Raw genomic sequence first — 23,332 nt, forward strand, 5'->3', positions numbered from 1 at the left:
TGGCAAAAAGCCCGGTTCATCGCTATCTCAAGGGAATTGAGACCGCCGCATGCCGTGCAGGCGGTGCGGAAAGATCGGAAACAGGATCATGGCGGCAAGGGATGTGCTGACGAAGAATCAGCTGAGCGTGCTCGAGAAGCTCGAGGCCGCCAGCGGACCACTCAGCGCCTATACGCTGCTCGACCAGCTGCGCGAGCGCGGTTTCCGCGCGCCGCTGCAGGTCTACCGGGCGCTCGACAGCCTGGTGAAGTCAGGCTTCGTGCACCGGCTGGAAAGCCTCAACTCCTTCGTCGCCTGCGCCGAGCCGCATGACCACAGCCATTCGATGACCGCTTTTGCCATCTGCGACACCTGCGGGCAGGTGACGGAGATGTCGGACCATGATGTCGACCACCGGCTGGATGAGTGGGTGCGCTCTACGGGGTTTGCCGCCAAGAAGGCGGTGATCGAGTTTCGCGGGACGTGTGCGAAGTGTAGGGCTGAGGCTGCCTAGGCACGCACCTACGGCGAGACGCTAATGCGCCTCGTCCCAATTGTTGGCCGCCCGCGCGTCGACATGCAGCGGCACCGACATCGAGATTGCCGGCATCGGCGCGTTTTCCATCACGCGGCGCACCACGGGGATCGTCGCCTCGACTTCCGCTTCAACCGTCTCGAAGATCAGTTCGTCATGCACCTGTAGGAGCATGCGGGCGGACAGGCCGGCCTTTTCCAGCGCTTCGTCCATATGCACCATGGCGCGGCGGATAATGTCGGCGGCGGTGCCTTGCAGCCTGGCGTTGATCGAGGCGCGCTCGTTGAAGGCGCGGATCGACGGGTTTGACGACCTGATCTCCGGATAGTGGATGCGGCGGCCGAAGATGGTTTCGACGAAGCCATGTTCGCGCGCATAGGCCTTGGTCGCCTCGATATAGTCGCGAATGCCGGGGAAGCGCTCGAAATACTTCTTGATGTAGGCGCCGGCTTCCTCACGCGGGATCGACAGCTGGTTGGCGAGGCCAAAGGCCGAAATGCCGTAGATGATGCCGAAATTGATCGCCTTGGCGCGGCGGCGCACTTCCGAAGGCATGCCTTCGACCGGAACGGAAAACATTTCCGAGGCGGTGACGGCATGGATGTCGACGCCGTCGGCAAAAGCTTGCGTCAGCTGCGGTATCTCGGCGACATGGGCGAGCACGCGCAATTCAATCTGGCTGTAGTCGGCCGAGACCAGTTTCTGGCCCTTGTCGGCGATGAAGGCGGTCCGGATCTTGCGTCCTTCGGCGGTGCGCACCGGGATGTTCTGCAGATTGGGATCGGACGAAGACAGCCGGCCCGTCGTCGTCGCCGCCAGCGCATAGGAGGTGTGCACGCGCTTGGTGTCCGGGTGGATGAAGCCGGGCAGGGCGTCGGTGTAGGTCGATTTCAGCTTGGTCAGCTGGCGCCAATCGACGATCTTGCGCGGCAGTTCGTGGCCTTCGGCGGCAAGGTCTTCGAGAAGCTGCGCCGAGGTCGACCATTGTCCGGTCTTGGTCTTGGAGCCGCCGGGCAGGCCCATGCGGCCGAACAGGATGTCGCCGAGCTGCTTTGGTGAACCGATGTTGATGCGTTCGCCGATAAGCCCGTAGATTTCTTCTTCCAGCCGCGCCGCACCCTGCGCCAGCTCGCCGGAAAGACGGGACAGGATCTGGCGGTCGACCGAGATGCCGCGTTGTTCCATGCGGGCCAGAACCGGCACCAGCGGCCGCTCCAGCCGCTCATAGACCGAGACCAGGCCCTTGGCGGCCAACCGCGGCTTCAGCACCTGCCATAGCCTGAACGCCACATCGGCATGGCCAGCGGCGTAGGCGGTCGCCCTGTCGATATCGACCTGCTCGAAACCAACGGAGCTTCTGCCGGAACCGGCGAGATCCTTGAGCGGGGTCGTCGCATGGCCAAGCCATTTGTCGGCAAGCGACGACAAAGTGTGGTGGCCTGTGCCGGCGTCGAGCACATAGGAGATCAGCATGGTGTCGTCGAAGGGCGCGATGTCGATGCCGTGGCGGCTCATCACGACGATGTCGTATTTGGCGTCCTGGGCGATCTTGAGCACCGATTTGTCCTCAAGCAGCGGCTTCAGCAGCGCCAGCGCCTCGCGGACCGGAATCTGGTTCTCCAGCGCGCCGCCGCCGAGCAGGTCGCCTGCGCCGGTTCTGTGGGCGAGCGGCACATAGGCGGCGCGGCCGGGGCCAACCGCCAGCGAGAAACCGATGAGGTCGGCCAGCATCGGGTCCGACGACGTGGTCTCGGTGTCGAAAGCGACGATGCCGGTCTCCTTGGCCTGGGCCAGCCATGTCTTGAGCATTGCCGTGTCGCGGATCGCGACATAGGCGGCCGGGTCGATCCTGGCGGCGGATGCCGCTTCGAGACGAAGTGCTGAAAGCAAAGAAGGGGTATCGCCAGCCTTGGCGGTATCGGCCTTGGCTTCAGCTTGTGCTGCTTCGTTGGTTCCGCCGCCCCGAGCAACTGCTGGTGCGCCCGACCCGACATCGGGGCCATGCGCGGTGTCGGCGCGCTCGACGGTGACAGCGACGGCCTGGACATCGCCGGCTTCGGTGCTGGTCGCCTCGGCCACGCGGCGGGTCAGCGAGGTGAATTCCATGGTCTTGAGGAAGCCGATCAGCTTCGGCCCGTCCGGTGCGTGCAGCACGAAATCGTCGAGCCCGTCGGTCACCGGCACGTCGTTCTTCAGCGTCACCAGCTGACGCGAAATGCGCGCCTTGTCAGCATTGGCGATGATGGATTCGCGCCTTTTGTCCTGCTTGATCTCGCTGGCACGGGCGAGCAGCCCGTCGAGGTCGCCGAACTGTTCCAGCAATTGCGCTGCCGTCTTCGGCCCGATGCCGGGCACACCCGGAACATTGTCGACGGAGTCGCCGGTGAGCGCCTGCAGGTCGATCATCTTTTCCGGCGGCACGCCCCATTTCTCGATGACTTCGGGGATGCCGATCTGGCGATCCTTCATCGGGTCGTACATGCCTACCGTGGGGCCGACCAGCTGCATCAAATCCTTGTCCGAGGAGATGATGGTGGTGTCGCCGCCGGCCTCGCAGGCAAGCTTGCAATAGGTGGCGATGAGGTCGTCGGCCTCGAACCCTTCCATCTCGATGCAGGGCAGGTTGAAGGCGACGGTAGCCTGGCGGATCAGGCCGAATTGCGGGATCAGGTCTTCGGGCGGCGCGTTGCGGTTGGCCTTGTACTCCGGGTAGAGCTCGTTGCGGAAGGTTTTCGACGAATAATCGAAAATGACCGCGAAATGCGTCGGCACAATGCCTACATCGGTGTTGCGGGCGTCCTGCATCAGCTTCCACAACATGTTGCAGAAGCCGGAAACGGCGCCGACCGGCAGGCCGTCGGATTTGCGGGTCAGCGGCGGCAGTGCGTGATAGGCACGAAAAATGTAGCCGGAGCCGTCGATGAGGAAGAGATGATCGCCTTTTTTCATGCCGGCAGGGATAGCGCGGCAGGGCGGCGCGGTCCATGGCAAAGGCACGCTTCCAACAGGCGTTGCGGGGCCATCCTGACAGAGGCTGCCTGTGAATGCCTCGTTATGGACCTCGGCCGCTCACAACCATGTTACAAAAGTGTAATTTTCGTGCCCTTGAAACGCCACGTTCGAAGACACAAATACATGTCATCGGCAGTTTTCGCCGAGTCCGGAGCAAGGCCCGTCCCCCGCCTATCCCGGACAACTGCGGCAGCCTATCCCCCCTCTCCGGGCTGCCGCAACGTTTCGAGTAAAGGCCGCCGTGGTTTCCCCTCCACCACGGCGGCTCTTTTTTGCCTTTCAACAAGCAAATTCCAGCCCGTGGTCTAATGATCGCGGGCTTTTCGTTTTGATGCGCTGCCCTTACGGTCCCGGCACCGAAAAGAAAGGCCCGCAATAATGTCCACCATTTCCCCCGTCCTCGACCGTATCGATAAAAATCTCGACCAGAGTCTGGAGCGCCTGTTCGGCCTGCTCCGCATCAAGTCGATCTCCACCGATTCCGACTATGCCGCCGACTGCCGCAAGGCTGCCGAATGGCTGGTGGCCGAACTCAAGCTGATCGGCTTCGACGCCTCCGTGCGCGACACGCCCGGGCATCCGATGGTGGTGGCGCATCATGAGGGGCCGGCGGGTTCGCCGCATGTGTTGTTTTACGGCCATTACGACGTGCAGCCGGTCGACCCGATCGAGCTTTGGGAGAACGATCCGTTCGCGCCGGCGGTTAAGGAGATCGAGCCCGGCCACAAGGTGATCACCGGCCGCGGCTCGGCAGACGACAAGGGACAGTTGATGACCTTCGTCGAGGCATGCCGGGCGTGGAAGCAGGTGCATGGCAATCTGCCGTGCCGCGTCACCATCCTGTTCGAAGGCGAGGAGGAGTCAGGCTCGCCGTCACTGAAACCGTTCCTGGAGGCGAACGCCGACGAGCTGAAGGCGGATTTCGCGCTGGTCTGCGATACCGGCATGTGGGACCGCGAGACGCCGTCGATCTGCGTGTCGCTGCGCGGCATGGTCGGCGAGGAGGTCACCGTCAAGGCGGCCAACCGCGACCTGCATTCGGGCGCCTATGGCGGTTCTGCCGCCAATCCGATCCGCATCCTGGCGAAAATCCTCGCCGACATCCATGACGAGAATGGCCACATCACCATTCCCGGCTTCTATGACGGAGTCGAGGAGACGCCGTCGCAGATCCTGAAATCGTGGGAGACGCTGGGCGAAACCGCCGAGACCTTCCTCGGGCCTATCGGCCTGTCGATCCCATCAGGCGAAAAAGGCCGCTCCGTGCTGGAGCTGACCTGGGCGCGGCCGACCGCCGAATTCAACGGCATTATCGGCGGTTATACGGGCAAAGGGTTCAAGACGGTGATCGCGGCGGAGGCGTCGGCGAAAATCTCCTTCCGCCTCGTCCACAAGCAGAATCCCGAGACGATCCGCGCGGCGTTCCAGAAATTCGTCAGGGAGCGGATTCCTGGGGACTGTTCGGTCGAGTTCCATCCCCATGGCGGTTCGCCGGCGATCCAGCTCTCCTATGATTCGCCATTCCTGGCCAAGGCCAAGAACGCGCTGTCGGATGAATGGCCGAAGCCGGCGGTAACCACGGGCGCCGGCGGCTCCATTCCTGTCGTCGGTGATTTCCAGACCTATCTCGGCATGGAATCGCTGCTTGTCGGGTTCGGCCTCGACGACGACCGCATCCACTCGCCCAACGAGAAATACGAGCTGACCTCCTTCCACAAGGGCCAGCGCTCCTGGGCGCGCATTCTCGATGCGCTGACGCGCTGAAGCAGCGGGAAACCAGTTTCTGGTTGATTTTTCAGCGGATCGCGGCGAGGACGACCGACAAGTTTAATATGCTGCAGCGTCCTTTGCGCATCTCAAGAGATGCGCGGCGCTGCAGGCCGCGATCCGGAGAAGACAATGAGCGACATCCGCTTCCACAAGAACGATCTGCCCGACCTGTCCCATTACAATGTCGACGCAGTGGCCATCGACACCGAGACGCTGGGGCTGAACCCGCACCGCGACCGGCTCTGCGTGGTGCAGATCTCGCCGGGCGATGGCTCCGCCGACGTGATCCAGATCGCGCCCGGCCAGAAGAAGGCGCCGAACCTTGTCAGCCTGCTCAGGAACCGCGGCATCACCAAACTGTTCCACTACGGCCGTTTCGACCTCGCCGTGCTCCACAATGCCTTCGGCGTCATGCCGGAGCCGGTGTTCTGCACCAAGATCGCCTCGCGGCTGACCCGCACCTATACCGACCGGCACGGGCTGAAAGACATCTGCTTCGAACTGCTCGGCGTCGGACTTTCCAAAGTGCAGCAATCGTCGGATTGGGCGGCCGACACCTTGTCGCCCGAACAGCTCGAATATGCCGCGTCCGACGTGCTCTATCTGCACCGGCTGCGCGATGTGCTGGCCGGGCGGTTGGCGCGGGACGGGCGTACCAAGGAAGCCGACGCCTGCTTCCGCTTCCTACCGACGCGTGCCAAGCTCGATCTGATGGGTTGGGGCGAAGAGGATATTTTTGCGCACAGCTGATGGTTCGGGCCCTTCGTTCCGCTGGAACCGGATGGGGGTGGCGGCGTTGTTCTGCGCATTCCGGATGGAAGTGCGACGAGAGGGGATGACATGGCAGACCGAAAGCCGATAGCAACCGCCCCGACGGACGGGTCCAAGGTCACTGTCCTGTGGAAGGACGGCGCCGGTGTCGTCAGCGAATCCGTCGGGCAGTACCGCGACGGCGCCTGGTGGGTCTACACCGACAGCGATACCCAGAAAAAGGTCGAGCCGACGAGCTGGCGGCCTGCCTCCAGTGACGATGACGACGACCCGTGAGCCCGCTGGCGGGTTGATGTGCTTTCGCATAGCGTGAAGCCGTTGAAAATGAGGCCGATTCGGGGCCGTCCGCTCCGCAGCCGCCTCTCATTCTGGAGGGACTCGCCATGGGCATCGAAAGCCTTCTCATCTTCCTGATCATCGGCGCCATTGCCGGCTGGCTCGCTGGCCTCATCGTCTCGGGCTTCGGCTTCGGCCTGATCGGCAACATCGTCGTCGGCATTATCGGCGCCTTGATCGCCGGCTGGCTTTTCCCAAGGCTCGGCTTTGCCATCGGCGGCGGCATTCTCGCTGCCATCATCAACGCCACGATCGGCGCCGTCATTCTTCTGGTGCTGGTCAAGGTCCTGAAGCGAGCATGAGGCTCAAGACGACAAAGGGCGCGCCATGAAGCAGAACACGCTCTATCTCATTATTGGCGCGCTCGTTGTCGTGGTCATCGCGCTCGGTGCGTATGTCTATCACGAACAGACCAAGCCAAAAGGCGTCGAGCTCAAGATCGACGACAAGGGCATTTCGATCCAGCAGAACTGAGCCTGCCGTCGACGGCGGCGGGCGTCGGCTGGCTGCATGTAAAAAGGCATTGGCGAGGTCTCCCGCGATTGCCCCGACATGGAATTCGAATGACGGATCGACGCTTCGGCGCTATGATGTCGATACAGGGCGTTTGGGGTCAACCAACCTATTACTAGGAGGTTGCCATGAAACACCAAACACTGGACCAACTGCATGCAGTGGCCGAGGTCAACACACAGCCGGTAATGAGCCGAACCCAACGTCTCGTACGTTGGGCCGAGCTTCTTGAACGTGAGCCCAGCCGGCTCCTGACCGCGCTCGCCGGGACTGAATACCGTGCCCCGCCGGAGCGCGATGTCATGCGAGGCGACGGCTCGCCGATAGCGGTTGCCTTCACGGACCCCATATTGCACGACGAAGGTCTGAAAGACGACAGCTATGGCGAAGCCAAGCGCTTCTTCGAGCTGACCGACCACCAACTGCACGAGATCGTCTGCTACTGCCATGTCGGCGAGGTTATGCAATCGTCCAGGGCAGCGCTCTCGGTTCGTGCGGCGATCGGCTGACGCATGTCCACCAGGTGATTACCTGGTGACGGGTGATTTTGGGGCGCGGTCGAACGCGAAGCTGCGACCATTTGCGATCGCGCCCCAACCCGGAACATGTCCGCGACTGCCTGATCGCGGCTGAGAATGGCTTGGGCCTTGCCGCCCGGACAAAATGCCATGCGAGGATTGTTCCTTCGCGGCGGGCGCGACTGCTTGCCAGCGCCAAAATCAGGGGCTCGAACAGCGCGATCACTGCCGGACCCTAGGCATTTGATTATCAATCGCCTTGAATTTTTCCGACTTAACCCGCCCTTAACAGTAACCTTTTGATTTCATTCACATCCGTTACCGCCAACGTGCCGCTTGTGCCCGTCTACTCGCGGCGCTTACCTGAGCGCACCTCCAAGATCCTTGATGGTAGCGATTCGTCGGCTCTCCACTGAGTGGAGAGCCGACCCCCGCTAATTATGCGGCAGCCAGAAGCTGGTACCCGTCATCATTGCTGTGCTGAATTTTGATCGGTTGCGGCTTCAGGGTGTGCACGCTCCGACGCGACAGCTCATCCATGCCAGCTCCGGAAGCTAGATCAAGTTTTTCAATCGCCAGGCGCCGGATGATTGTCTCCGCCGACCCGTCGATCACAAACTCGCCTCGTTCCCATCGTCCTACCGACTGCTTGTCATGGTGAACAAGCACTGCAAGCTCAGCTTGAGTATACCCCATCTCTGTTCTTAGAAAACGAAGCTCGTCAGGGCTAATCCCATGCTCGTGTGAGACAATGCCAAGAGCGATTACACGATGAAGTTCATTAACAGCCGGGATGGTGATGATTTCGTCACCTTCATCGTCGTTCACGAAATCAAGACCGCTAATGAAAACGTTCTTCAGTCCGCATTCGGTGTAGTGGTGGCTATTCATCGTATTCTCCATTCAACGAACCTGCGCGGGTAGACGGCTCGTCAACCCACATAACACTAACAATTTTTAGGAAGGTGCCGGTCTTTTCAGGAACGACTATCACTCTCAGAGTTCGGCTATTGCCGTTGGGACAGAGACCTTCCATCGCATATTTCTTGTACGCCGGTCGCGTACTCTCCATTGGCTCCATATGCACAAAGCCATTTTTGAGGACGTACAAAACGTCCCCCATGATGATGTTTCGTTCGGCCATACGCTCGATCGCGTGGCGCTTATAGGAAATGGTAAGCGCTTTCGAACGCGCGATTGCGCGTATTTCGTCCGTTGCTTGTCCTTTTGGCCAATCACAACCACGGACTACAACGCCCCCATGCCCGCTTGGTTTCATATTAGGTATATCACTATGATACATTTTAAAAGTGTCCCTTTCCCTAAAAATTTGTAATTTTGGTAAAAAATCTTTCCACGATAGAAAAGGGCGCCCTGGGAGGTAAGGGCGCCCTATTTATCACTTCTTGATGTGCGTCACGATATGCGTGTTCGGCTTGCGAACCGCAGTCGTAACAGTCGTGAACCGACCCGAGACCGCACTGCGGCCAATCGTAATCGTCTTCCTGCTCATGCTCATCACCTCCTTTCCGGAGCACGGTGCTCCTAGGGAGACGGGGTGAATCACATAGGTCCATGTATCACCGTGATACTTCCTTTGTCAACGATATCGGATTGCGGGTCTGTCAAATATATCGCCAAAAAGGATCGCCATAGCCGCACGCTGGCGACGATTGACGTCGATGGCCGCGACGTTGGCGAGATCAGGATCGCCCCGAGAGGCTGGCACGGCCCTGGATCGGCAAACGCCGTGCAATTAAAGAAACCACAGGGTTTGATCGTGGACCTGCTTCAGCTCCCCTTCCAGCCGCCACGCGGTCAAAGCGGATCGAGCGCCACCCTTCGGCGGCGTAACTGCCTATCGGCTTGAAGATCGTCGTAAGGTTCTGCGGCGCCGATCGCTCGCAATGCTGTAATGCCGGCGGCGATCGAGACAGGTCCGGGATTGTCGGCGAGCAGTTTAGCCAAAGCTGCCATGCTGTCAGCCATTCTTGAGCCGGCGTCCATATTTGTCGCCATCGGCAATAAATTCGGTGTAGGCCGCCTCCAGCTGCTCGACTGCCTGGTCTTTTGAACTCTCTCGTCCGCCCAAGCTGCAGCCTCGACCCGTGTCGGGATCGGTGCCGTTGACGAACCATGCCCAGCTGCCGGGTTTATCACCGCTGACCGTGGGCATGATGCGCCCGGCTCCGTGGTCGCCGTGACGGGCCGAAAAGTCTTGGGGAACCTCGCGTCCGCCGATAACGGTCCGCTCCCACTTGAGGTGCACCCGTGCCCCTCTATCGCGCGCGAAGGCGAAAGCCTCGGAGCGCCGGAAAGCATGAGCCAACTCGATGCCCGCCTGATCGATCACCCGGAAGCCGCCATCGGTTTCTTCGACCTCCAACCGTTCTGTCATGACGGTCCTCTCACGCGCGAAACCTCTCAGTGTGCCAGACGATCTTCCCGTCAATTTTCATCGGCTTGTGAATGACCAGGCGCTTGGGCAGATGCTCAGGGTGAACTTCCAGCAGCGTGATCTTGATATTCCGCTTGCATCGGCTGCAGTCGAACTTCAGGCGCGCATGAACCGATCGACACGCTGGGCAAGGCAACCCGGTACAATATCCTGTCCCACGCGAGGGACGACGCGTCGAAAATCATGCATGCGAGCATCCCGGCTGTGGCAAGGATACGGGCTTCGGCTTTGCGCGACCGCGGCAGCCATCCCGCCGCCGTCGCGCGCCCAGCCAGGCACCAGGCCCCATTTGGCCGAAACAAAACCGGCCATGCTGGTGGACAGCTCTTCGCGGATGATGATCGGAAAGATCAGGCTCGGCGCACCATTCCAAATCGGAAAGCCATTGCCCAGCCGCTCGATATCGCCGGCATGCGCGAATTCCACCATGTCGGGGATTGTCGATTTGACGAAAACTCGTCCACACATTTCAGCAACCGCTCCATGGTGGCGGGGAACGGCCAACATGGGGAACGGAGAGAGAGCAAGTCAACCCGCCAGGCCATCGGCGCGGTTCTGCATCGCTTGAAAGACGCTACCGACCTCTTCGCTGATCTCGTCGGCCGCGATGCCTTCTTTGTCGGCGGCTTGCATTGCCTGGTCAGCGAGATCGGTGATGGCACCGGGATTATCTGTGATGGCATCTGGTAGGTGTTCAACCATCCATCGGTCGAGGAAGTTAATGCCGGGTGCTCATGGCCCCTCTTTAGAATTCAGGTTTCGCGCATCTTGTGCTCACCCCAGGGCTGGCGGCGTAACCTCTAGCCGTTTTCGCAGCCTATCCCGTCGCCGTCACGGTCGAGGTCATAGATATCCGAGCCAACGACCGTGACCGGCCCGCGCACATATGCCGGACCATTTCCCTTTCCAGAGGAGCAATCCACATCGCTGGCGATCGGAACACAGGCCCCGGTGTAGTTAGGGTCACAGGAATCTTGGGCGTGAGCGCTACCGAAGAAGGACGCCACACCAAAAGCAATCGCGCCTAGACGACGAAAGGCCATGCCCCATATCCACCCCGCTCGGATATTCCTACCTGTGGCTGGGTCTGTCAAACTTACAAACCCCTTCGTAGGATAGATTAGCCTCCCCTTGACCAGGGCGCCAGGCGGCAAGTGGCTAGCCGCGCCCGCCTCCGGAACCATTCCCTGCCGGCTGACGTAGGGTCAGTTGGAAGGGACATCCAACATGGTTGACGAGTTGGGCAAGCCGCCCGAAACAGCGAGCGGCATTGCCGCGCGGCGTCTGGTGACTGACACCGGTATCACCCCTGCACAAGCCACAGAGCTTGTTAGCTTCCTTGGCCCGTACAACTGGTCGTCGCTCTTGCGCGAAGCGCGCATGGTGAAGAAGCCTTAGAGTCGTTTGAAGTCGGCGAGTCCTAGTCGCATCCGCTGGCCTTCAGCGAAGGCGAGCGCGTAGCTTTGAAGCTCGAATGATCGGGTAAGTTCCTGGTCTTCCTCGACCACACGGACAAACCATTCGCCGCGCAAGTGCTTCACACGGCTGATCAGCCCTGGCTTGACCCACTGCGTTGCCGGTCGCTTCATGCTCTACGGCGCCGGCCCTGCGTGCTCCTGGACGCGTTTCCAGAGCCGTTCGCGCATTTCGCGGTTCAGGGTGATGAAGGCCGAGCCAACATAGCGACCAGTTCCGCGCTCGGCCAGCAACGCGAAGGCTGGCTTGCCTGGTTCACGCTCGACGCCGAGCAGATCGAACTCGCCGATCGCGTGGCACTTCGCCTTCAGCCAGTTGGTCGACGTTCCGCTGCGATACCGGCTATCCTTTCGTTTAGACACCACGCCCTCGAGTCCGGCTTGGTCGACAAGGTGAAAGACCCCGGCGCCGGTGCCCGGCAGAGCTTCGCTGAATTGGATGCGACTGCCTTTCGGGATCATCTCGGCCAGGATCTCGCGCCGGTCCTCCAGCGGCAGGTCCCGCAGGTCGTGGCTGTTTAGGTGGAGAAGATCGAACGCCACGAAATACAGGTCGTGCTGCCGGCGGGTGATCGCCTTTCGGACAGGCCAGCCTCATTCAGGACGATGATCTCGCCGTCGATGATTGCGCTCTCGACGCCAAGATCACCACCGGCCTTGGCCAAGTCGCGATATTTCGATGTCCAGTCGAGCCCGCGCCGAGTGAAGATGCGAACGCCTCCGTCGTCGATGATGATCTGGGAGCGGTAGCCGTCGAACTTCACCTCGTGAATCCATCCGTCGCCTTCGGGAGGCTTCTCGACAAGGGTCGGCAACAAAGGCTCGATGAACTTCAGACGCATGAAACTCACCCACCACCCGGGGATTAAATCAGCATGCGCTGAAATAGTTCCCAAAACGACAAAGGTCACCTGCCCTGATGCTACGGGCCAGTGATTTTCAGATCCGCTTGCTGCTGCGCCGATGGGTTGGTTGCGGATGTGAAAGCAAGGGCTCGTCCAGAGGCAATGACGGCTGCCCCTTTGCGACCCGTCCGCCCGAAATTGGCATTGGTGGCAACTCAGGCCGGGTACGCAGTTCTTCGGGCGACGGTCTTTTTGGAGGCTTCTTCCGTGCGACCGCACGGGCAGCTTCGGCAGAAGCAACGATGTTTAGCGCGGTCAGTATCCCCAAATTCGGGCCGCGAACGAGATCATAAACAGTCACGATCTGGATGCGCGGTCGATCGCCGCCCGGTAGGTCGATTCGTCCGAATCCGTGAGCTTCAGATTTCATGTCCCTAGTCGGCTCATCGAGGCAGACGAATACGCCGATCTCTGCCTGCTCGCGTTGAACAACGGCGCAGAGCGACCTTATCATATCGGGGCCAACATGGCGGCCAGCTTTAACCGACACCAATCCTCTACCGTAGGTCTGGCTACCGGTCTGAAAGACAATTTCACCATCTATTCCGCCGTCAGCTCCCTTGCCCCGCGACTGACCGCCAACTCTTCCAACTGCCCATTGCTGAAATGTGTACGGATCGTGTGATGCGAGCTTTCGGGCAGACATTTCGTCAGCCGGAATTCCGTTCAACTTGTACGATGCACCAGGCAGCCACGTCTTGAAACGATCCTCTATGACCTGGATAGCCAAATACGTGATGTCGATACCGATCCAATGCCGTTTTAGTTTCTCAGCGGCATGAATGGCAGTGCCACAGCCACAGAACGGGTCCAGCACCACATCGCCTTCGTTCGACGATGTCGCGACAATTCTTTCAAGCAGCGCCAGGGGTTTCTGTGTTGGGTAGCCGAGCGCCTCTTTCGATCGATTGCTAATAATTGGGATGTCCGTCCAAATCTCTTGGACCGGGACGCCTGGCATCTCATCGAGATATCGCTTGATCTGCGGAACCGCCCCCGGCCTGGTCTGGACAATTCTTCCTTCTTTGATCAGTGCGGCCATCTTGATTTTGGAGTATCGCCAATAGCGCTCGACCCCCATCACCTCGTAGAACGGGTTGCCGTTCTCCGCCCCACCTGGACCCTGAATATTGTCCAGCCGATAGCGTCGACCGTCTTCTTCGACCCGACGATAGTCGCGATCCAAATACTCGGCTGAATACGGTATATGTTGGACATTGAAAACGCGTTCCGCCGACCGTGCATAGAACAAGATGGTATCGGAGTTGCGGCCGAAATGCCTTGCCCCTTGTCGCCCGTCGCTATGTGCATGCGACCGTTTCCAGGAGATGTGGTTGACGAACCCTTCGCCGTTAAAAACGGCATCCATCAATATCTTGAGATAGTGACAGGCTGTCGGGTCGCAGTGCAGATAGATCGACCCAGTGGGTTTAAGAATGCGGCGGAGCTCCACCAGACGGACAGCCATCATGGCGAGGTAAGCCATCATGTCGCTTCTTCCAAGAAAAGTCTGGAGTGCGCGGAGCATATTAAAAGTGGTAATATCCTCACGGCTCAGATCATCGAGAGCTTTCGAGGCGCCGTCCTCCCAACTCCATGTGTCTTCAAACGCTTTGACCTGAGCGTCACCGCCGACAGGGGTTTTGTATAGGATGTTGTACGTGGCGTTCGAATTGAAAGGCGGATCTAGATAGACAAGATCCACGCTCTGAGATTTTACCTGTTCCCGTAAAACGGTGAGGTTGTCACCGAACCACAGTTGATTGACCACGGGAAATCCCCACTTTGTTCAGTAAATCTTGTCAGCATCTCCCTTAGATTGGGTTAACCATGGGGCGGCGGGCCGAAACAGCGGCGTTCTCTGGGTGCGCGAGCATAAAAAAGCCCGCCGGCGCGAGCCAGCCGGCAATTGGTCTGGAGTAGCTGGAGCGAGCCAGCAAATGTCAACGAGCGGCGGGGATGTTGGTTGCGCGAGTTCTCAGGTAGGGAATTTATCGCGAAGGAGGACATGAATTCGCTTTAGGACCATAAGAAGCGATAGGACAAAATTTGTTGATAGGAGCACAACTACGGCCTCCAATATCCTTTGAATTAGGCCATCGACAAATAACAATCCGGTCAAGACGATTACCGCGACCAGAGCAACGAGAATGGTATAAGAGATGTTGGCAAAGCTTTGCCTGAGCAATCGATCCCGAACGCTCTTTTTCCCGTCTGAATTACCGTCTGAAAAGCTGTAAATCAACACCAGAACGTTGAACAGTAGCCCCGAAAAAATTGCAAACACCGATATAAGCGTGCCGATGTTTGTGTCGCCAACCGAAAGACCAAAGGCAAATGCCGCGATGGCGAATAACAACGGAACGCCGGCCATTATCGCAAAATCTTCTGAGCTATACTTCTGTGTGCCCTCATCTTTGAACGTTGAGAAGTGATCTTCGACGATCATCCGAATATCGATTTTGCTCGTCATAACTCGATACCTCCGCGTTTCGCGATGTCCTCTACGATTTTCCCGAACTCTGATTTCAGGCTCGCGAAGGTTGGAAATCCGTCTTGACCGATCTTCACGTCCTCGGTCAGGTCATACGAGGTTGAAAGGCTTTCGGGCTTGGTTAGGTTAATGGTTTTCAATTCGCCACCGACCTTGATTTTTGTCTTGACCACGTCGAAACCGTTTTCGTCGAAATCAAAAACCTCATCGAGTTTTTTCTCACCTTTTGCAAAGGCGATCAGACCGTCGCGCTTAAACATGCCCTTGTCAGCGGGCTGAATCGAATAGACAAACTTGCCGGGCTGCACAGTCTTGTTTCCGCCAAACCGGTCAGCGATATCGGCGGGGATCTCGTGCTTTTCCACAATGATCTCCTCTACCGTACCAGTTTTCAGCAGGTCCGACAAAGCGTCTGCGATAGTCAGGCTCCGGATATGCAGCCGGAACTCGGGATATAGCTTGTCAAATTGCCCGGTAACAGCAGTCTCAAAAAGACTCCTGACACCACTTAATCCCCAAGATTGTATGCAGAGGATACCCCTTCGCTCGTTCTCGGGGAGCTCGAGATGAAAATAAAATGGGTCTGGAAGCGACTCAGTTTTCTTTTTGTTGTAGGCGACCTTACCACTGTCAGTATCGATGATGTCCGAGGCGAACCCGTAATCGCCGGCGTTGAGAAAGCCGATCAAGGGGCCGGTTTTCCCCCATTTCGGCTCGATACTGAAGACCTTTTGATGCAGCGGGATTTTGCTGAAGGTCGTCATTTTATTGAGAATTTTCGCTATCGCGGCCCTCAGGTCAGTCGCGCCGTCAAATTTCCCGAATTTCAAATTCTCATTTGACTTTGCATATAGGCTGCGCACCTCGATAAGATAAGCATTCGCCCTACATTTTCTTGCCACTCAACCCTCCCCGACTTAATCCATCCTATGAAAACGGCTTGTCGCCAAAAGTCTAGTCGGCCCGGGGCTGCCGGATCCTTGCCAGGAACCGCTGTTCTGGTGACTATCCACCCCTAATCAACCGCCAAATGTCCGACCAGTAGGCCGTGACAAGGGAGGCAAGTGCGGCCGCAGCCATGCCAGTGACGCCGAGAGCTCCAAGCCCCATCAACTTCCAGCGCGTCACTTCGGCCGTCACCTCCTTAACGCTGGTCATGTCCTCGTTCAGTTTGCTTACTGCGGTCTCGGTCGCAGTGACGCGGTCAACGAGTTGGTCGGTCTTGGCGTAAATCTTTGAGCGACTAGCTGCGGCGCGCTGTTCCGATTGCTCATAGCTGAGTGCGGCACGCGCATCGCTGTCCTTGATGTCGCGACGGATCTCGGTGATGTCGCGCTGCATGTTCTGCGTGGCTTCCAATAGCCCGCCAATCATCATTTCCAGGCTTTTGGAATTTGCTGCCGGCATGAGGGACACCTATTTCCAGCAGCCGCGGCGCTGGCCGTTGCGGTCATTGCCGATTACTCGCTCGTAGCCAGGCCGGTTTGCCTTAATCAGGGGCAATGGTGCCTTCAGGGCTCAGGCTGTTCGACTGAAATCCCGCGCAGCTGCTCGCAGGCGTCGATTGGCATCCCGCTGCCGCGAAGGCCAGAAACACACAGATCGTAGTCAGACATGCTGCTGAGCTTCGCATTGTCACCCTTCCTTTCGAGTTCGGCTTTGACGTCGGCCGCGGCGACTTCGGCAATGCGGCGGTTGTATCCTTGGGTGTCACCCTTCCAGTGCGCGATCGGGTAGATCACCGCGCCAGCCACGATGGCGCCGGCGGCTGCACCGAGGCCGAGCTTGATTCAGTCGAGAATGCCGAGCCCGATCATAGAACCACCATGCCAGGAAGGCGGCGATCGCCACCAAGCTGACCGCGCCGGCAATGCGGAGCGCATAGTCGAGCGCTGAAATGATGAGGTTTATGAGCCCTTCCATCATGCCGCTCCCGTGTCCAGCGCTTCGGCTAGGTCTCCCGACGAAGCCCGACTACGTCCTGACGATCGAGAACTTGACTTCATTCGTTAGGCACGTCCGGGAGGTCGCACGGTCCGAACGGGCCCTCGTCATCTATTCGGGTGGCTTCCCTTCACGACCGGCGCTTGCGACGATCACAAGGCTGGCGGCCCAGGCGCAGGTGCCGACATTTCACTGGGGAGATAGGGACGCCGGAGGCGTTCGTATCTTCCACCATCTCGAAAGGCATCTTGCCGAGGTCCTCATTCCGTTGTGCCCCCACAATGATGGATACTGAACTGCTCCGCCGCTTCGGGAGGCCCGCGCCCGGGGTGGCCGTTCCTGTCGGAGACATGCGCGCAAGCGCGATCGCCAGCTTGGCGGACTTCCTCACCGCGAATCACACGAGCAGGAGGAGTTCGATCCCAGAAGTCCGATTACAGTGTCTCTTGCTGCCGTAGAGCAGAGAGCGCCGATGCCCTGTACGGATCTCCCTGCAGTCACGAACGGCGGTCCGGCGACCAGATGATTCCTGCTATCGGAGGCGCACCGGCTTTCGCATGTCGGATATTCGTTTCGGCGTTTGGTTAACCGTCGCTGTTTGGTTCAAAGTGGACCATCGCTTGAGGTATGGACAGCAGCTTTGCCGCGTCCTGCCGTGGATATCACCCGTGCGTTGTTGAGCTTAAGTTCGTCCAGATAGTCGGCCCACCATTGCATCATCCGAACTCGCTCTTCCCAGTGCTCTGCCCGGGCGTAAGCGCGACGAACGTCGTTGTTCTCAATGTGGGCCAGCTGCCGCTCTATAGCGTCTGGGTGCCACTTTCCGCATTCGTTTAGCAGCGTTGATGCTGTTGCTCGAAAACCGTGTGCGGTAGCTTCTTCCTTGCCGTAGCCCATACGGCGCAGGGCGGAGTTGAGCGTGTTGTCGGAAATCGGGCGCGAACCCGAACGGACACCAGGAAACAACAATGGTACTCCGCCGGAGATTTCTCTAAGGGAGGTCAGGACGTTGACGGCCTGTCTCGAAAGGGGAACGCGGTGAGGCCGTCGCATCTTCATACGTGCTTGAGGAATGATCCACACCGAGCTTTCGAAATCGAACTCATCCCATTCGGCCCCGCGCATCTCGCCGGGCCGGGAAAACAGTAGCGCCATCAGCTTAAGGGCGGCTCGGGTTGTTGGCTGTCCATCAAACGAATCGACTGCCCTCAGCAAGCCGGCCAGGGCTTTGGGGTCGGTGATTGCGGCACGTGGCGTGACCGTTGGGCTGATGAGTGCACCCCTCAGAGCGATCGTCGGATCTGCATCCGCGCGTGAAGTCGCGATTGCGTATCGAAACACGGTGCCGATGGTGGAGCGAAGTCGCCGGGCCGACTCGTATCGCCCGCGCACCTCCACGCGACGAAGGGCCGCAAGGACGGTTGCTGGATCGATCTCCCGAATGCATTTGTCGCCGAAGGTCGGATAGGCAAAATCGAGCAGCCATTTCACCTTGCTGATCGTCCGGTCGGCACGTCCCTCCTTCTTGAGTTTGTCAACGTATTCGTGAGCAATTGAGCGAAACGAATCCTTGGACGAGTCGGCCTTCCGCAAACTGCGTTCCTGCCCGGGGTCGGTGCCAGCTATCAGGAAACGTTTGGCGTCATCGCGCGCCTGGCGTGCCTCGGCGAGGGAGACGAGAGGATAGCTTCCCAGCGCTAGGAGTTTCTGCTTCCCGTCAAACCGATAGGCGAGGCGCCATAAGCGGGTTCCCCTGGGCTGCACCCAAAGCTGGAGCCCGCCACCGTCGGATAATTTCAAGAGCTTGGAAGCCGGTCGGGCGTTTCGACATTTCGCGTCGGACAGGGCCATCTCTGGGAGATCCTGTTGGCTGCTTCGATACCAACAGGTTGTCCGATACCAACAAAAATACCAACCCGCGGGCTCGTTGGACCAAATACGCCGAAAATCCGGGCAATACGCCCCGGTACGCCATTAGCGCGAAAAAAATAAGCGATTTCAGCCATTTATGGAGCCGTAGGCGTAGAGGTTTCGGCGGAAGGGCATGTCGGGAGAAGAGGGGATGGTGCCCAGAGGCGGATTCGAACCACCGACACGCGGATTTTCAGTCCGCTGCTCTACCAACTGAGCTATCTGGGCCTCGCCGGCAAACGAGATATCGTTGGCCGGATTTCAGGAAAGCACCGTGGGCGCCCCTTGAAAGCGCGTGGGTTATAGCACGGGAATCCGGCCTGTCCAGCGCCTAAGCGCCGATTTTCCGGGGCAATTGTCGCGGATAGGTGACGGGGCTCGATAGGCGTCGGCAAAGCAGCAATCGCGCAAGGTCGGCCAAGTGAAATTGTCGCGGCCGGCGCCGCGCAAACCCTACTTCGGCTCGTCGCTCTCGTCCTCATCATCACGCGCGGTGATGACATAGGCGCCCTTCAGCCAGCGGTTGAGGTCGATGTCCTTGCAGCGCGTCGAGCAGAAGGGATAGGTCTCGCGCGCCGATGGCTTGCCGCATTCGGGGCAGGGGCGCTTCGGGCGCAGCGGCGTGACCTTGTCGTCCAGGCTCATGGCCGCGCGGTGTGCCAGTTGGTGTGGACCTTGAAGCCTTCACCGGAAAGCAGCGCCACCGTCTCGTAGAGCGGCAGGCCGACGATGTTGGTGTAGGAGCCGACCAGCTTGACGACGAAGGAACCGGCGAGACCCTGCACGGCATAGCCGCCCGCCTTGCCGCGCCATTCGCCCGACGCGACATAGGCGTCGATCTCCTCGCGCGGCAGCCGCTTGAAGCGAACCCTGGATTCAACCAGCCTTTGGCGCAGTTTGCCGCCCGGCGTAATCAGGCAGATGCCGGAATAGACGCGATGCGAACGGCCCGACAACAGCCCAAGGCAGTTGGCGGCGTCATCCAGCGTCTCGGCCTTGGGCAGGATGCGGCGCCCGACCGCGACCACCGTATCGGCGGCCAGCACGAACCCCGGCGCATAGTCTTCCTCACTTTTCAGCGATGCCAGCGCCTTCTCGGCTTTTTCCGTCGACAGCCGCTTGGCCAGCGAGCGCGGATGCTCGGCGCGCAGCGGCGTCTCGTCGACATCGGCCGGCAGCACGCGGTCCGGCTCGATGCCGGCCTGCTGCAACAACTCGATCCGGCGCGGTGAACCCGAGGCAAGCACCAGCTTCTGCAAACTGCTCATCGCGGTCCGGATCTAATTCTTACTTGAAACGATAGGTGATGCGGCCCTTGGTCAGGTCATAGGGCGTCATCTCGACCAAGACCTTGTCACCGGTCAGCACGCGGATGCGGTTCTTGCGCATGCGGCCGGCCGTATGGGCGATGATCTCGTGTTCGTTTTCGAGCTTCACCCTGAACATCGCGTTGGGCAACAATTCCGTCACGACACCCGGAAACTCGAGGACTTCTTCCTTCGGCATTCGATACCTTTGCTTGGATTGCAGTTCCGGGGTCCTGGAGTGCCCAGGCCGGAATTTCGGCGGAACCTATATGATAATCGTCCGCTTGTGAACACGCTTAGATCGCGTCATATGCGACGCGATCTAAGCTTTTGTTATGCATGTCGTTGTCTCAAAACCGGGACCACTTTTGAGCGACATCCATTAATCCGCCGCGTTTTTTTCTTCCGGAAGCAAAAAACGTCGGCTAATCCGCGCTTTCAGCCGCTCGCGGACGTCGCGATAGCTGGCCATGATCTGCTCGCGCCTGCCGCCGATACCGGTCGGGTCCGGCATCGGCCAGTACTCAACGTCGACGGCAAGCGAGCGGGTGAGTTCGAGCGCGGCGTGGTGCGCTTCCGGCGCCAGCGTAACGATCAGGTCGAAATAGTCGTCCTCGAGATCGTCCATTGCTTTCGGCTGGCGCTCGCCCAGCGTCAGCCCTTCTTCGGCCAGCACCGCATCGACAAACGGGTCGCGCTCGCCCCTGTGCACGCCGGCAGAGGCAACGAAAATGGCCGGCGGCAGCATGCGCCGCGCCAGCTGCTCGGCCATCGGCGAGCGCACGGCGTTCATGCCGCACAAAAACAGGATGGAGCGGGGCAGCGCGGCAGGCAGTTCAGCCTCGCCAGTGCAGCACGCAGACCAGCGTGAAAAGCCGCCGCGCCGTGTCGAAGTCGATGTCGATCTTGCCGGCAAGCCGGTCCATCAGCGTCTGCGAGCCTTCATTGTGCAGGCCGCGCCGGCCCATGTCGATCGCCTCGATATGGCTCGGCGTCGACGAGCGGATGGCGTCGTAATAGCTTTCGCAGATCAGATAGTAGTCCTTGACGATGCGCCTGAGCGGCGTCAGCGACAGGATGTGGGTGACAACGGCAGCGCCATCCTCGCGGGCGACCGCAAACACCAGCCGGGATTCGGCCAGCGACAATTTCAGCCGGTAGGGACCAGCGCCGTCATCATTGACCGGCTGAAAGCTGTTTTCCTCGATCAGGTCGAAGATCGCCACCGCGCGCTCATGTTCGACGTCGGGCGTCGAACGGCCGATCGATTCGTCGAGTTCGACATCGATCAGCTTGGCGCGGGTTCGATCGTAGTCCGACATGGTGGCCTACATGTTCAGCCGGATGGCGACGGAGCGGCCATGCGCGTCGAGGCCTTCCGCCTTGGCCAGCGCGATCGCCGCCGGCGCAAGTGCTCTGAGTTGCTCCGGTCCGAGCTTCAGGATCGAGGTGCGCTTGACGAAATCGAGCACCGACAGGCCCGACGAGAAACGCGCCGAGCGCGCCGTCGGCAGCACGTGGTTGGAGCCGCCGACATAGTCGCCGATGACTTCGGGCGTATGACGGCCCAGAAACACCGCACCTGCATTGCGCATCCTGGCGAGAAAACCCTCCGCGTCGTCGATGGCCAACTCGACATGTTCGGCGGCGATGCGGTCGACCAGCGGCAGCGAGGCCTCGATTGTGTCCACCAGGATCACCGCGCCGAAATCGCGCCAGCTGGCTGCAGCCGTCTCTGCGCGCGGCAAACTTTGCAGCTGGCGCTCAACCGCCTGTTCTACGGCTTTGCCAAACGCGGGATCGCTGGTGATCAGGATCGATTGCGCCGACACGTCATGCTCGGCTTGGGCCAGAAGGTCGGCGGCAATCCAGTCGGGATCGTTGCTGCCGTCGGCCACCACCAGAACTTCCGAGGGGCCGGCGATCATGTCGATGCCGACCGTGCCGAACACTTGGCGCTTGGCCGCGGCGACATAGGCATTGCCGGGTCCAACGATCTTGGCGACCGGCTTTATTGTTTCGGTACCATGGGCAAGCGCTGCGATCGCCTGCGCGCCACCGACGCGGTAGATTTCCGAGACGCCTGAAATGTCGGCCGCCACCAGCACCAACGGGTTGATGACGCCGCCCGGCGCCGGCACCACGATGACGATGCGCTCGACGCCGGCCACTTTGGCCGGCACGGCGTTCATCAGCACCGAGCTCGGATAGCTCGCCGTACCGCCCGGCACATAGAGCCCGACCGCCTCTATCGCCGTCCAGCGCGAGCCCAATTCGACGCCGGCGGCATCGATATAGCGATCGTCCCTGGGCATTTGCCGTTCGTGATGGGATCGGATGCGATCGCGGGCGAATTTGAGGGCCTCGACAGTCTGCGGATCGGCTTGCTTGTAGGCCTGAGCGATATCTTCCTTCGACACGGCGATACCGAGCCTGTCGAGCTCGGCGCGATCGAATTTCCTGGAATAGTCGATCAGCGCCGCATCGCCCTCGGCGCGAACCCGCGCAATAATGGCGCGCACGGCGGTGTCGACGTCCTCCGACACCTCCCGCTTGGTGGTCAGGAAGGCTGCGAAACGCTGTTCGAAACCGGCGTCGGACTGGCGGAGCGTGATGGCCATCGGCTGCGTCTAGATCATGATGAGATTTGGTTGAAATCTCACCATGATCTAACCCTTTGTTGGAGCATGATCTTTTCCAAAAACCGGTACCCACTTTTTGGGATCATGCCTTAGCCCCTGTGCACCGGACGCGAGGTGGCTTCCCAGGCGCCGCCTATATCGGCAAGCCGCGCCTCGATGCATTCGACATCGAGCATGATCGTGCCGCCGCCGGAGAAGACCAGCTCAACGATGCCGGCTGGCTTGCTGATCTCGACAAAGCTGATTGCCAAGAGCGACAGCACCTCGGCCGGCCTGTCCCGGGCAATCCCGTTGGTCTTGGCGCCGAGCACGCGGTCGAAATGCAGCACCGCCTGGCGCCGTTCATTGTGCTGTCTGAACAGCCCGGACTTCGCCTCCCAGACGAAGCGGTTCATGGTCAGCAGGAAACGCTTGGCCGAAGGCAAATATTCGAGGTCCGAGACCTTCATCACGGCGTCCTGAACATGGGCCGAGACGATGCTCAGATCCTGATCGTCGAGCGCAATGAGTTTGAGGGCTGCCATGCGGAATTTGTGCCTAAGGTTGGTCTGAAGCCTTCTGTTAGGCGGTCTTAGCGATCCGTGCAACCGCGCCAATAGCTTCGGTTTGCGCTGCCCCTCATCGCCCTGCCGGTGTCCAGCCGATAGATGGGTAACAGTTTGAACCGGATACATAGGTAACAGTTTTCGCCTTATGTTGAGTTCGCCGCAGCGCCAAGCGGTTTGGTTGGCGCGGCGCTTCGGCGAACCAGTTTCCCGTGCT

General features: G+C 59.7%; 29 protein-coding genes, 1 tRNA gene and 1 pseudogene. 10 read left to right on the forward strand and 21 right to left on the reverse strand.

The window, feature by feature from the left end:
* Positions 1-88 precede the first annotated feature (88 nt).
* Entirely contained in the window at positions 89-493 is a 405-nt protein-coding gene (locus AC04SG_RS19870) for a Fur family transcriptional regulator (RefSeq protein WP_112562754.1), read from the forward strand.
* Positions 494-514: 21 nt separating this feature from the next.
* On the opposite strand, the gene polA is transcribed toward AC04SG_RS19870, so the two are convergent.
* Positions 515-3,463, reverse strand: a complete 2,949-nt coding sequence (gene polA, locus AC04SG_RS19875) for a DNA polymerase I (protein WP_488552429.1) — start codon at positions 3,461-3,463, stop codon at positions 515-517.
* Between the two features lie 441 nt (positions 3,464-3,904).
* Here polA and AC04SG_RS19880 point away from each other — a divergent pair, with 441 nt between their 5' ends.
* The 6 genes from AC04SG_RS19880 to AC04SG_RS19905 all read left to right on the forward strand — a co-directional run bounded on the left by AC04SG_RS19880 (position 3,905) and on the right by AC04SG_RS19905 (position 7,425).
* Entirely contained in the window at positions 3,905-5,290 is a 1,386-nt protein-coding gene (locus tag AC04SG_RS19880; RefSeq protein WP_488552430.1) for a M20/M25/M40 family metallo-hydrolase, read from the forward strand.
* A gap of 135 nt (positions 5,291-5,425) precedes the next feature.
* Positions 5,426-6,046, forward strand: coding sequence for a ribonuclease D (locus AC04SG_RS19885; RefSeq protein ID WP_488552431.1), 621 nt, complete (start codon positions 5,426-5,428; stop codon positions 6,044-6,046).
* Between the two features lie 90 nt (positions 6,047-6,136).
* Complete coding sequence (locus AC04SG_RS19890; RefSeq protein ID WP_192259188.1) at positions 6,137-6,343, forward strand: hypothetical protein; 207 nt, start codon at positions 6,137-6,139, stop codon at positions 6,341-6,343.
* A gap of 107 nt (positions 6,344-6,450) precedes the next feature.
* Positions 6,451-6,705 carry a GlsB/YeaQ/YmgE family stress response membrane protein gene (locus AC04SG_RS19895; protein ID WP_112562748.1) on the forward strand — a complete coding sequence of 85 codons (255 nt, stop codon included), beginning with the start codon at positions 6,451-6,453 and terminating at the stop codon, positions 6,703-6,705.
* A 25-nt stretch (positions 6,706-6,730) separates the two neighbouring features.
* On the forward strand, positions 6,731-6,877 hold the full coding sequence (locus AC04SG_RS19900; RefSeq protein ID WP_488552432.1) for a hypothetical protein: 147 nt from the start codon (positions 6,731-6,733) through the stop codon (positions 6,875-6,877).
* 167 nt (positions 6,878-7,044) lie between these two features.
* Positions 7,045-7,425, forward strand: a complete 381-nt coding sequence (locus AC04SG_RS19905) for a hypothetical protein (RefSeq protein WP_112562746.1) — start codon at positions 7,045-7,047, stop codon at positions 7,423-7,425.
* A 447-nt stretch (positions 7,426-7,872) separates the two neighbouring features.
* On the opposite strand, the gene AC04SG_RS19910 is transcribed toward AC04SG_RS19905, so the two are convergent.
* The 4 genes from AC04SG_RS19910 to AC04SG_RS19925 all read right to left on the reverse strand — a co-directional run bounded on the left by AC04SG_RS19910 (position 7,873) and on the right by AC04SG_RS19925 (position 9,832).
* Positions 7,873-8,325, reverse strand: a complete 453-nt coding sequence (locus AC04SG_RS19910; protein WP_488552433.1) for a helix-turn-helix domain-containing protein — start codon at positions 8,323-8,325, stop codon at positions 7,873-7,875.
* On the reverse strand, positions 8,318-8,737 hold the full coding sequence (locus tag AC04SG_RS19915) for a DUF4258 domain-containing protein (RefSeq protein ID WP_488552434.1): 420 nt from the start codon (positions 8,735-8,737) through the stop codon (positions 8,318-8,320). Before AC04SG_RS19915 ends, AC04SG_RS19910 begins: the two co-directional genes overlap by 8 nt.
* A gap of 515 nt (positions 8,738-9,252) precedes the next feature.
* Positions 9,253-9,423, reverse strand: coding sequence for a hypothetical protein (locus AC04SG_RS19920; RefSeq protein WP_488552435.1), 171 nt, complete (start codon positions 9,421-9,423; stop codon positions 9,253-9,255).
* Positions 9,416-9,832 (reverse strand): hypothetical protein, encoded by a 417-nt coding sequence (locus AC04SG_RS19925; RefSeq protein ID WP_488552436.1) that lies wholly within the window; start codon positions 9,830-9,832, stop codon positions 9,416-9,418. The genes AC04SG_RS19920 and AC04SG_RS19925 overlap by 8 nt, the downstream gene beginning before the upstream one ends.
* Before the next feature lie 243 nt (positions 9,833-10,075).
* Here AC04SG_RS19925 and AC04SG_RS19930 point away from each other — a divergent pair, with 243 nt between their 5' ends.
* Complete coding sequence (locus tag AC04SG_RS19930) at positions 10,076-10,582, forward strand: hypothetical protein (protein WP_488552437.1); 507 nt, start codon at positions 10,076-10,078, stop codon at positions 10,580-10,582.
* Positions 10,583-10,692: 110 nt separating this feature from the next.
* Here AC04SG_RS19930 and AC04SG_RS19935 read toward each other — a convergent pair whose 3' ends face one another.
* The gene (locus tag AC04SG_RS19935) at positions 10,693-10,935 is read right to left on the reverse strand and encodes a hypothetical protein (protein WP_488552438.1); all 243 of its coding nucleotides are present in this window, start codon (positions 10,933-10,935) and stop codon (positions 10,693-10,695) included.
* A 184-nt stretch (positions 10,936-11,119) separates the two neighbouring features.
* Between AC04SG_RS19935 and AC04SG_RS19940 the strand changes: the two genes are divergently transcribed.
* Positions 11,120-11,290, forward strand: a complete 171-nt coding sequence (locus AC04SG_RS19940) for a hypothetical protein (protein WP_488552439.1) — start codon at positions 11,120-11,122, stop codon at positions 11,288-11,290.
* A gap of 122 nt (positions 11,291-11,412) precedes the next feature.
* Here the strand turns inward: AC04SG_RS19940 and AC04SG_RS19945 are convergent.
* From AC04SG_RS19945 to AC04SG_RS19970, 6 genes and pseudogenes are all read right to left on the reverse strand, one after another.
* Positions 11,413-12,209 (reverse strand): annotated as a pseudogene (locus AC04SG_RS19945) (ATP-dependent DNA ligase); the annotation flags it as partial.
* Positions 12,210-12,306: 97 nt separating this feature from the next.
* A complete protein-coding gene (locus AC04SG_RS19950; RefSeq protein WP_488552440.1) occupies positions 12,307-14,043 on the reverse strand; it encodes a DNA methyltransferase in 1,737 nt (578 codons plus the stop codon).
* Between the two features lie 207 nt (positions 14,044-14,250).
* Positions 14,251-14,745 carry a hypothetical protein gene (locus tag AC04SG_RS19955; RefSeq protein WP_488552441.1) on the reverse strand — a complete coding sequence of 165 codons (495 nt, stop codon included), beginning with the start codon at positions 14,743-14,745 and terminating at the stop codon, positions 14,251-14,253.
* Entirely contained in the window at positions 14,742-15,668 is a 927-nt protein-coding gene (locus tag AC04SG_RS19960; RefSeq protein WP_488552442.1) for a hypothetical protein, read from the reverse strand. The genes AC04SG_RS19955 and AC04SG_RS19960 overlap by 4 nt, the downstream gene beginning before the upstream one ends.
* A gap of 103 nt (positions 15,669-15,771) precedes the next feature.
* Complete coding sequence (locus tag AC04SG_RS19965; RefSeq protein ID WP_488552443.1) at positions 15,772-16,173, reverse strand: DUF1515 family protein; 402 nt, start codon at positions 16,171-16,173, stop codon at positions 15,772-15,774.
* A 104-nt stretch (positions 16,174-16,277) separates the two neighbouring features.
* Entirely contained in the window at positions 16,278-16,520 is a 243-nt protein-coding gene (locus tag AC04SG_RS19970) for a hypothetical protein (protein WP_488552444.1), read from the reverse strand.
* 170 nt (positions 16,521-16,690) lie between these two features.
* On the opposite strand from AC04SG_RS19970, the gene AC04SG_RS19975 reads away from it, so the two are divergent.
* Positions 16,691-17,005, forward strand: coding sequence for a Wadjet anti-phage system protein JetD domain-containing protein (locus tag AC04SG_RS19975; protein WP_488552450.1), 315 nt, complete (start codon positions 16,691-16,693; stop codon positions 17,003-17,005).
* 308 nt (positions 17,006-17,313) lie between these two features.
* Here the strand turns inward: AC04SG_RS19975 and AC04SG_RS19980 are convergent, their stop codons facing one another.
* The 9 genes from AC04SG_RS19980 to AC04SG_RS20020 all read right to left on the reverse strand — a co-directional run bounded on the left by AC04SG_RS19980 (position 17,314) and on the right by AC04SG_RS20020 (position 23,094).
* The gene (locus AC04SG_RS19980; RefSeq protein ID WP_488552445.1) at positions 17,314-18,561 is read right to left on the reverse strand and encodes a tyrosine-type recombinase/integrase; all 1,248 of its coding nucleotides are present in this window, start codon (positions 18,559-18,561) and stop codon (positions 17,314-17,316) included.
* Between the two features lie 212 nt (positions 18,562-18,773).
* Positions 18,774-18,849, reverse strand: a tRNA-Phe gene (locus AC04SG_RS19985).
* Between the two features lie 225 nt (positions 18,850-19,074).
* A complete protein-coding gene (yacG, locus tag AC04SG_RS19990; RefSeq protein WP_142869784.1) occupies positions 19,075-19,266 on the reverse strand; it encodes a DNA gyrase inhibitor YacG in 192 nt (63 codons plus the stop codon).
* Entirely contained in the window at positions 19,263-19,889 is a 627-nt protein-coding gene (locus tag AC04SG_RS19995; protein ID WP_192252197.1) for a Maf-like protein, read from the reverse strand. Before AC04SG_RS19995 ends, yacG begins: the two co-directional genes overlap by 4 nt.
* A 19-nt stretch (positions 19,890-19,908) precedes the next feature.
* Positions 19,909-20,127: a translation initiation factor IF-1 gene (gene infA / locus AC04SG_RS20000; protein WP_006200926.1), complete on the reverse strand. Its 219-nt coding sequence runs from the start codon at positions 20,125-20,127 to the stop codon at positions 19,909-19,911.
* Between the two features lie 183 nt (positions 20,128-20,310).
* Positions 20,311-20,730, reverse strand: a complete 420-nt coding sequence (locus AC04SG_RS20005) for an arsenate-mycothiol transferase ArsC (protein ID WP_488552451.1) — start codon at positions 20,728-20,730, stop codon at positions 20,311-20,313.
* Between the two features lie 34 nt (positions 20,731-20,764).
* The gene (locus tag AC04SG_RS20010; protein WP_192252203.1) at positions 20,765-21,250 is read right to left on the reverse strand and encodes a UPF0262 family protein; all 486 of its coding nucleotides are present in this window, start codon (positions 21,248-21,250) and stop codon (positions 20,765-20,767) included.
* Positions 21,251-21,256: 6 nt separating this feature from the next.
* Positions 21,257-22,549, reverse strand: coding sequence for a histidinol dehydrogenase (gene hisD / locus AC04SG_RS20015; RefSeq protein WP_488552446.1), 1,293 nt, complete (start codon positions 22,547-22,549; stop codon positions 21,257-21,259).
* 110 nt (positions 22,550-22,659) lie between these two features.
* Positions 22,660-23,094, reverse strand: a complete 435-nt coding sequence (locus AC04SG_RS20020; protein WP_192252209.1) for a DUF2948 family protein — start codon at positions 23,092-23,094, stop codon at positions 22,660-22,662.
* Positions 23,095-23,332 lie beyond the last annotated feature (238 nt).

The organism is Mesorhizobium sp. CNPSo 4684, from assembly GCF_057784315.1.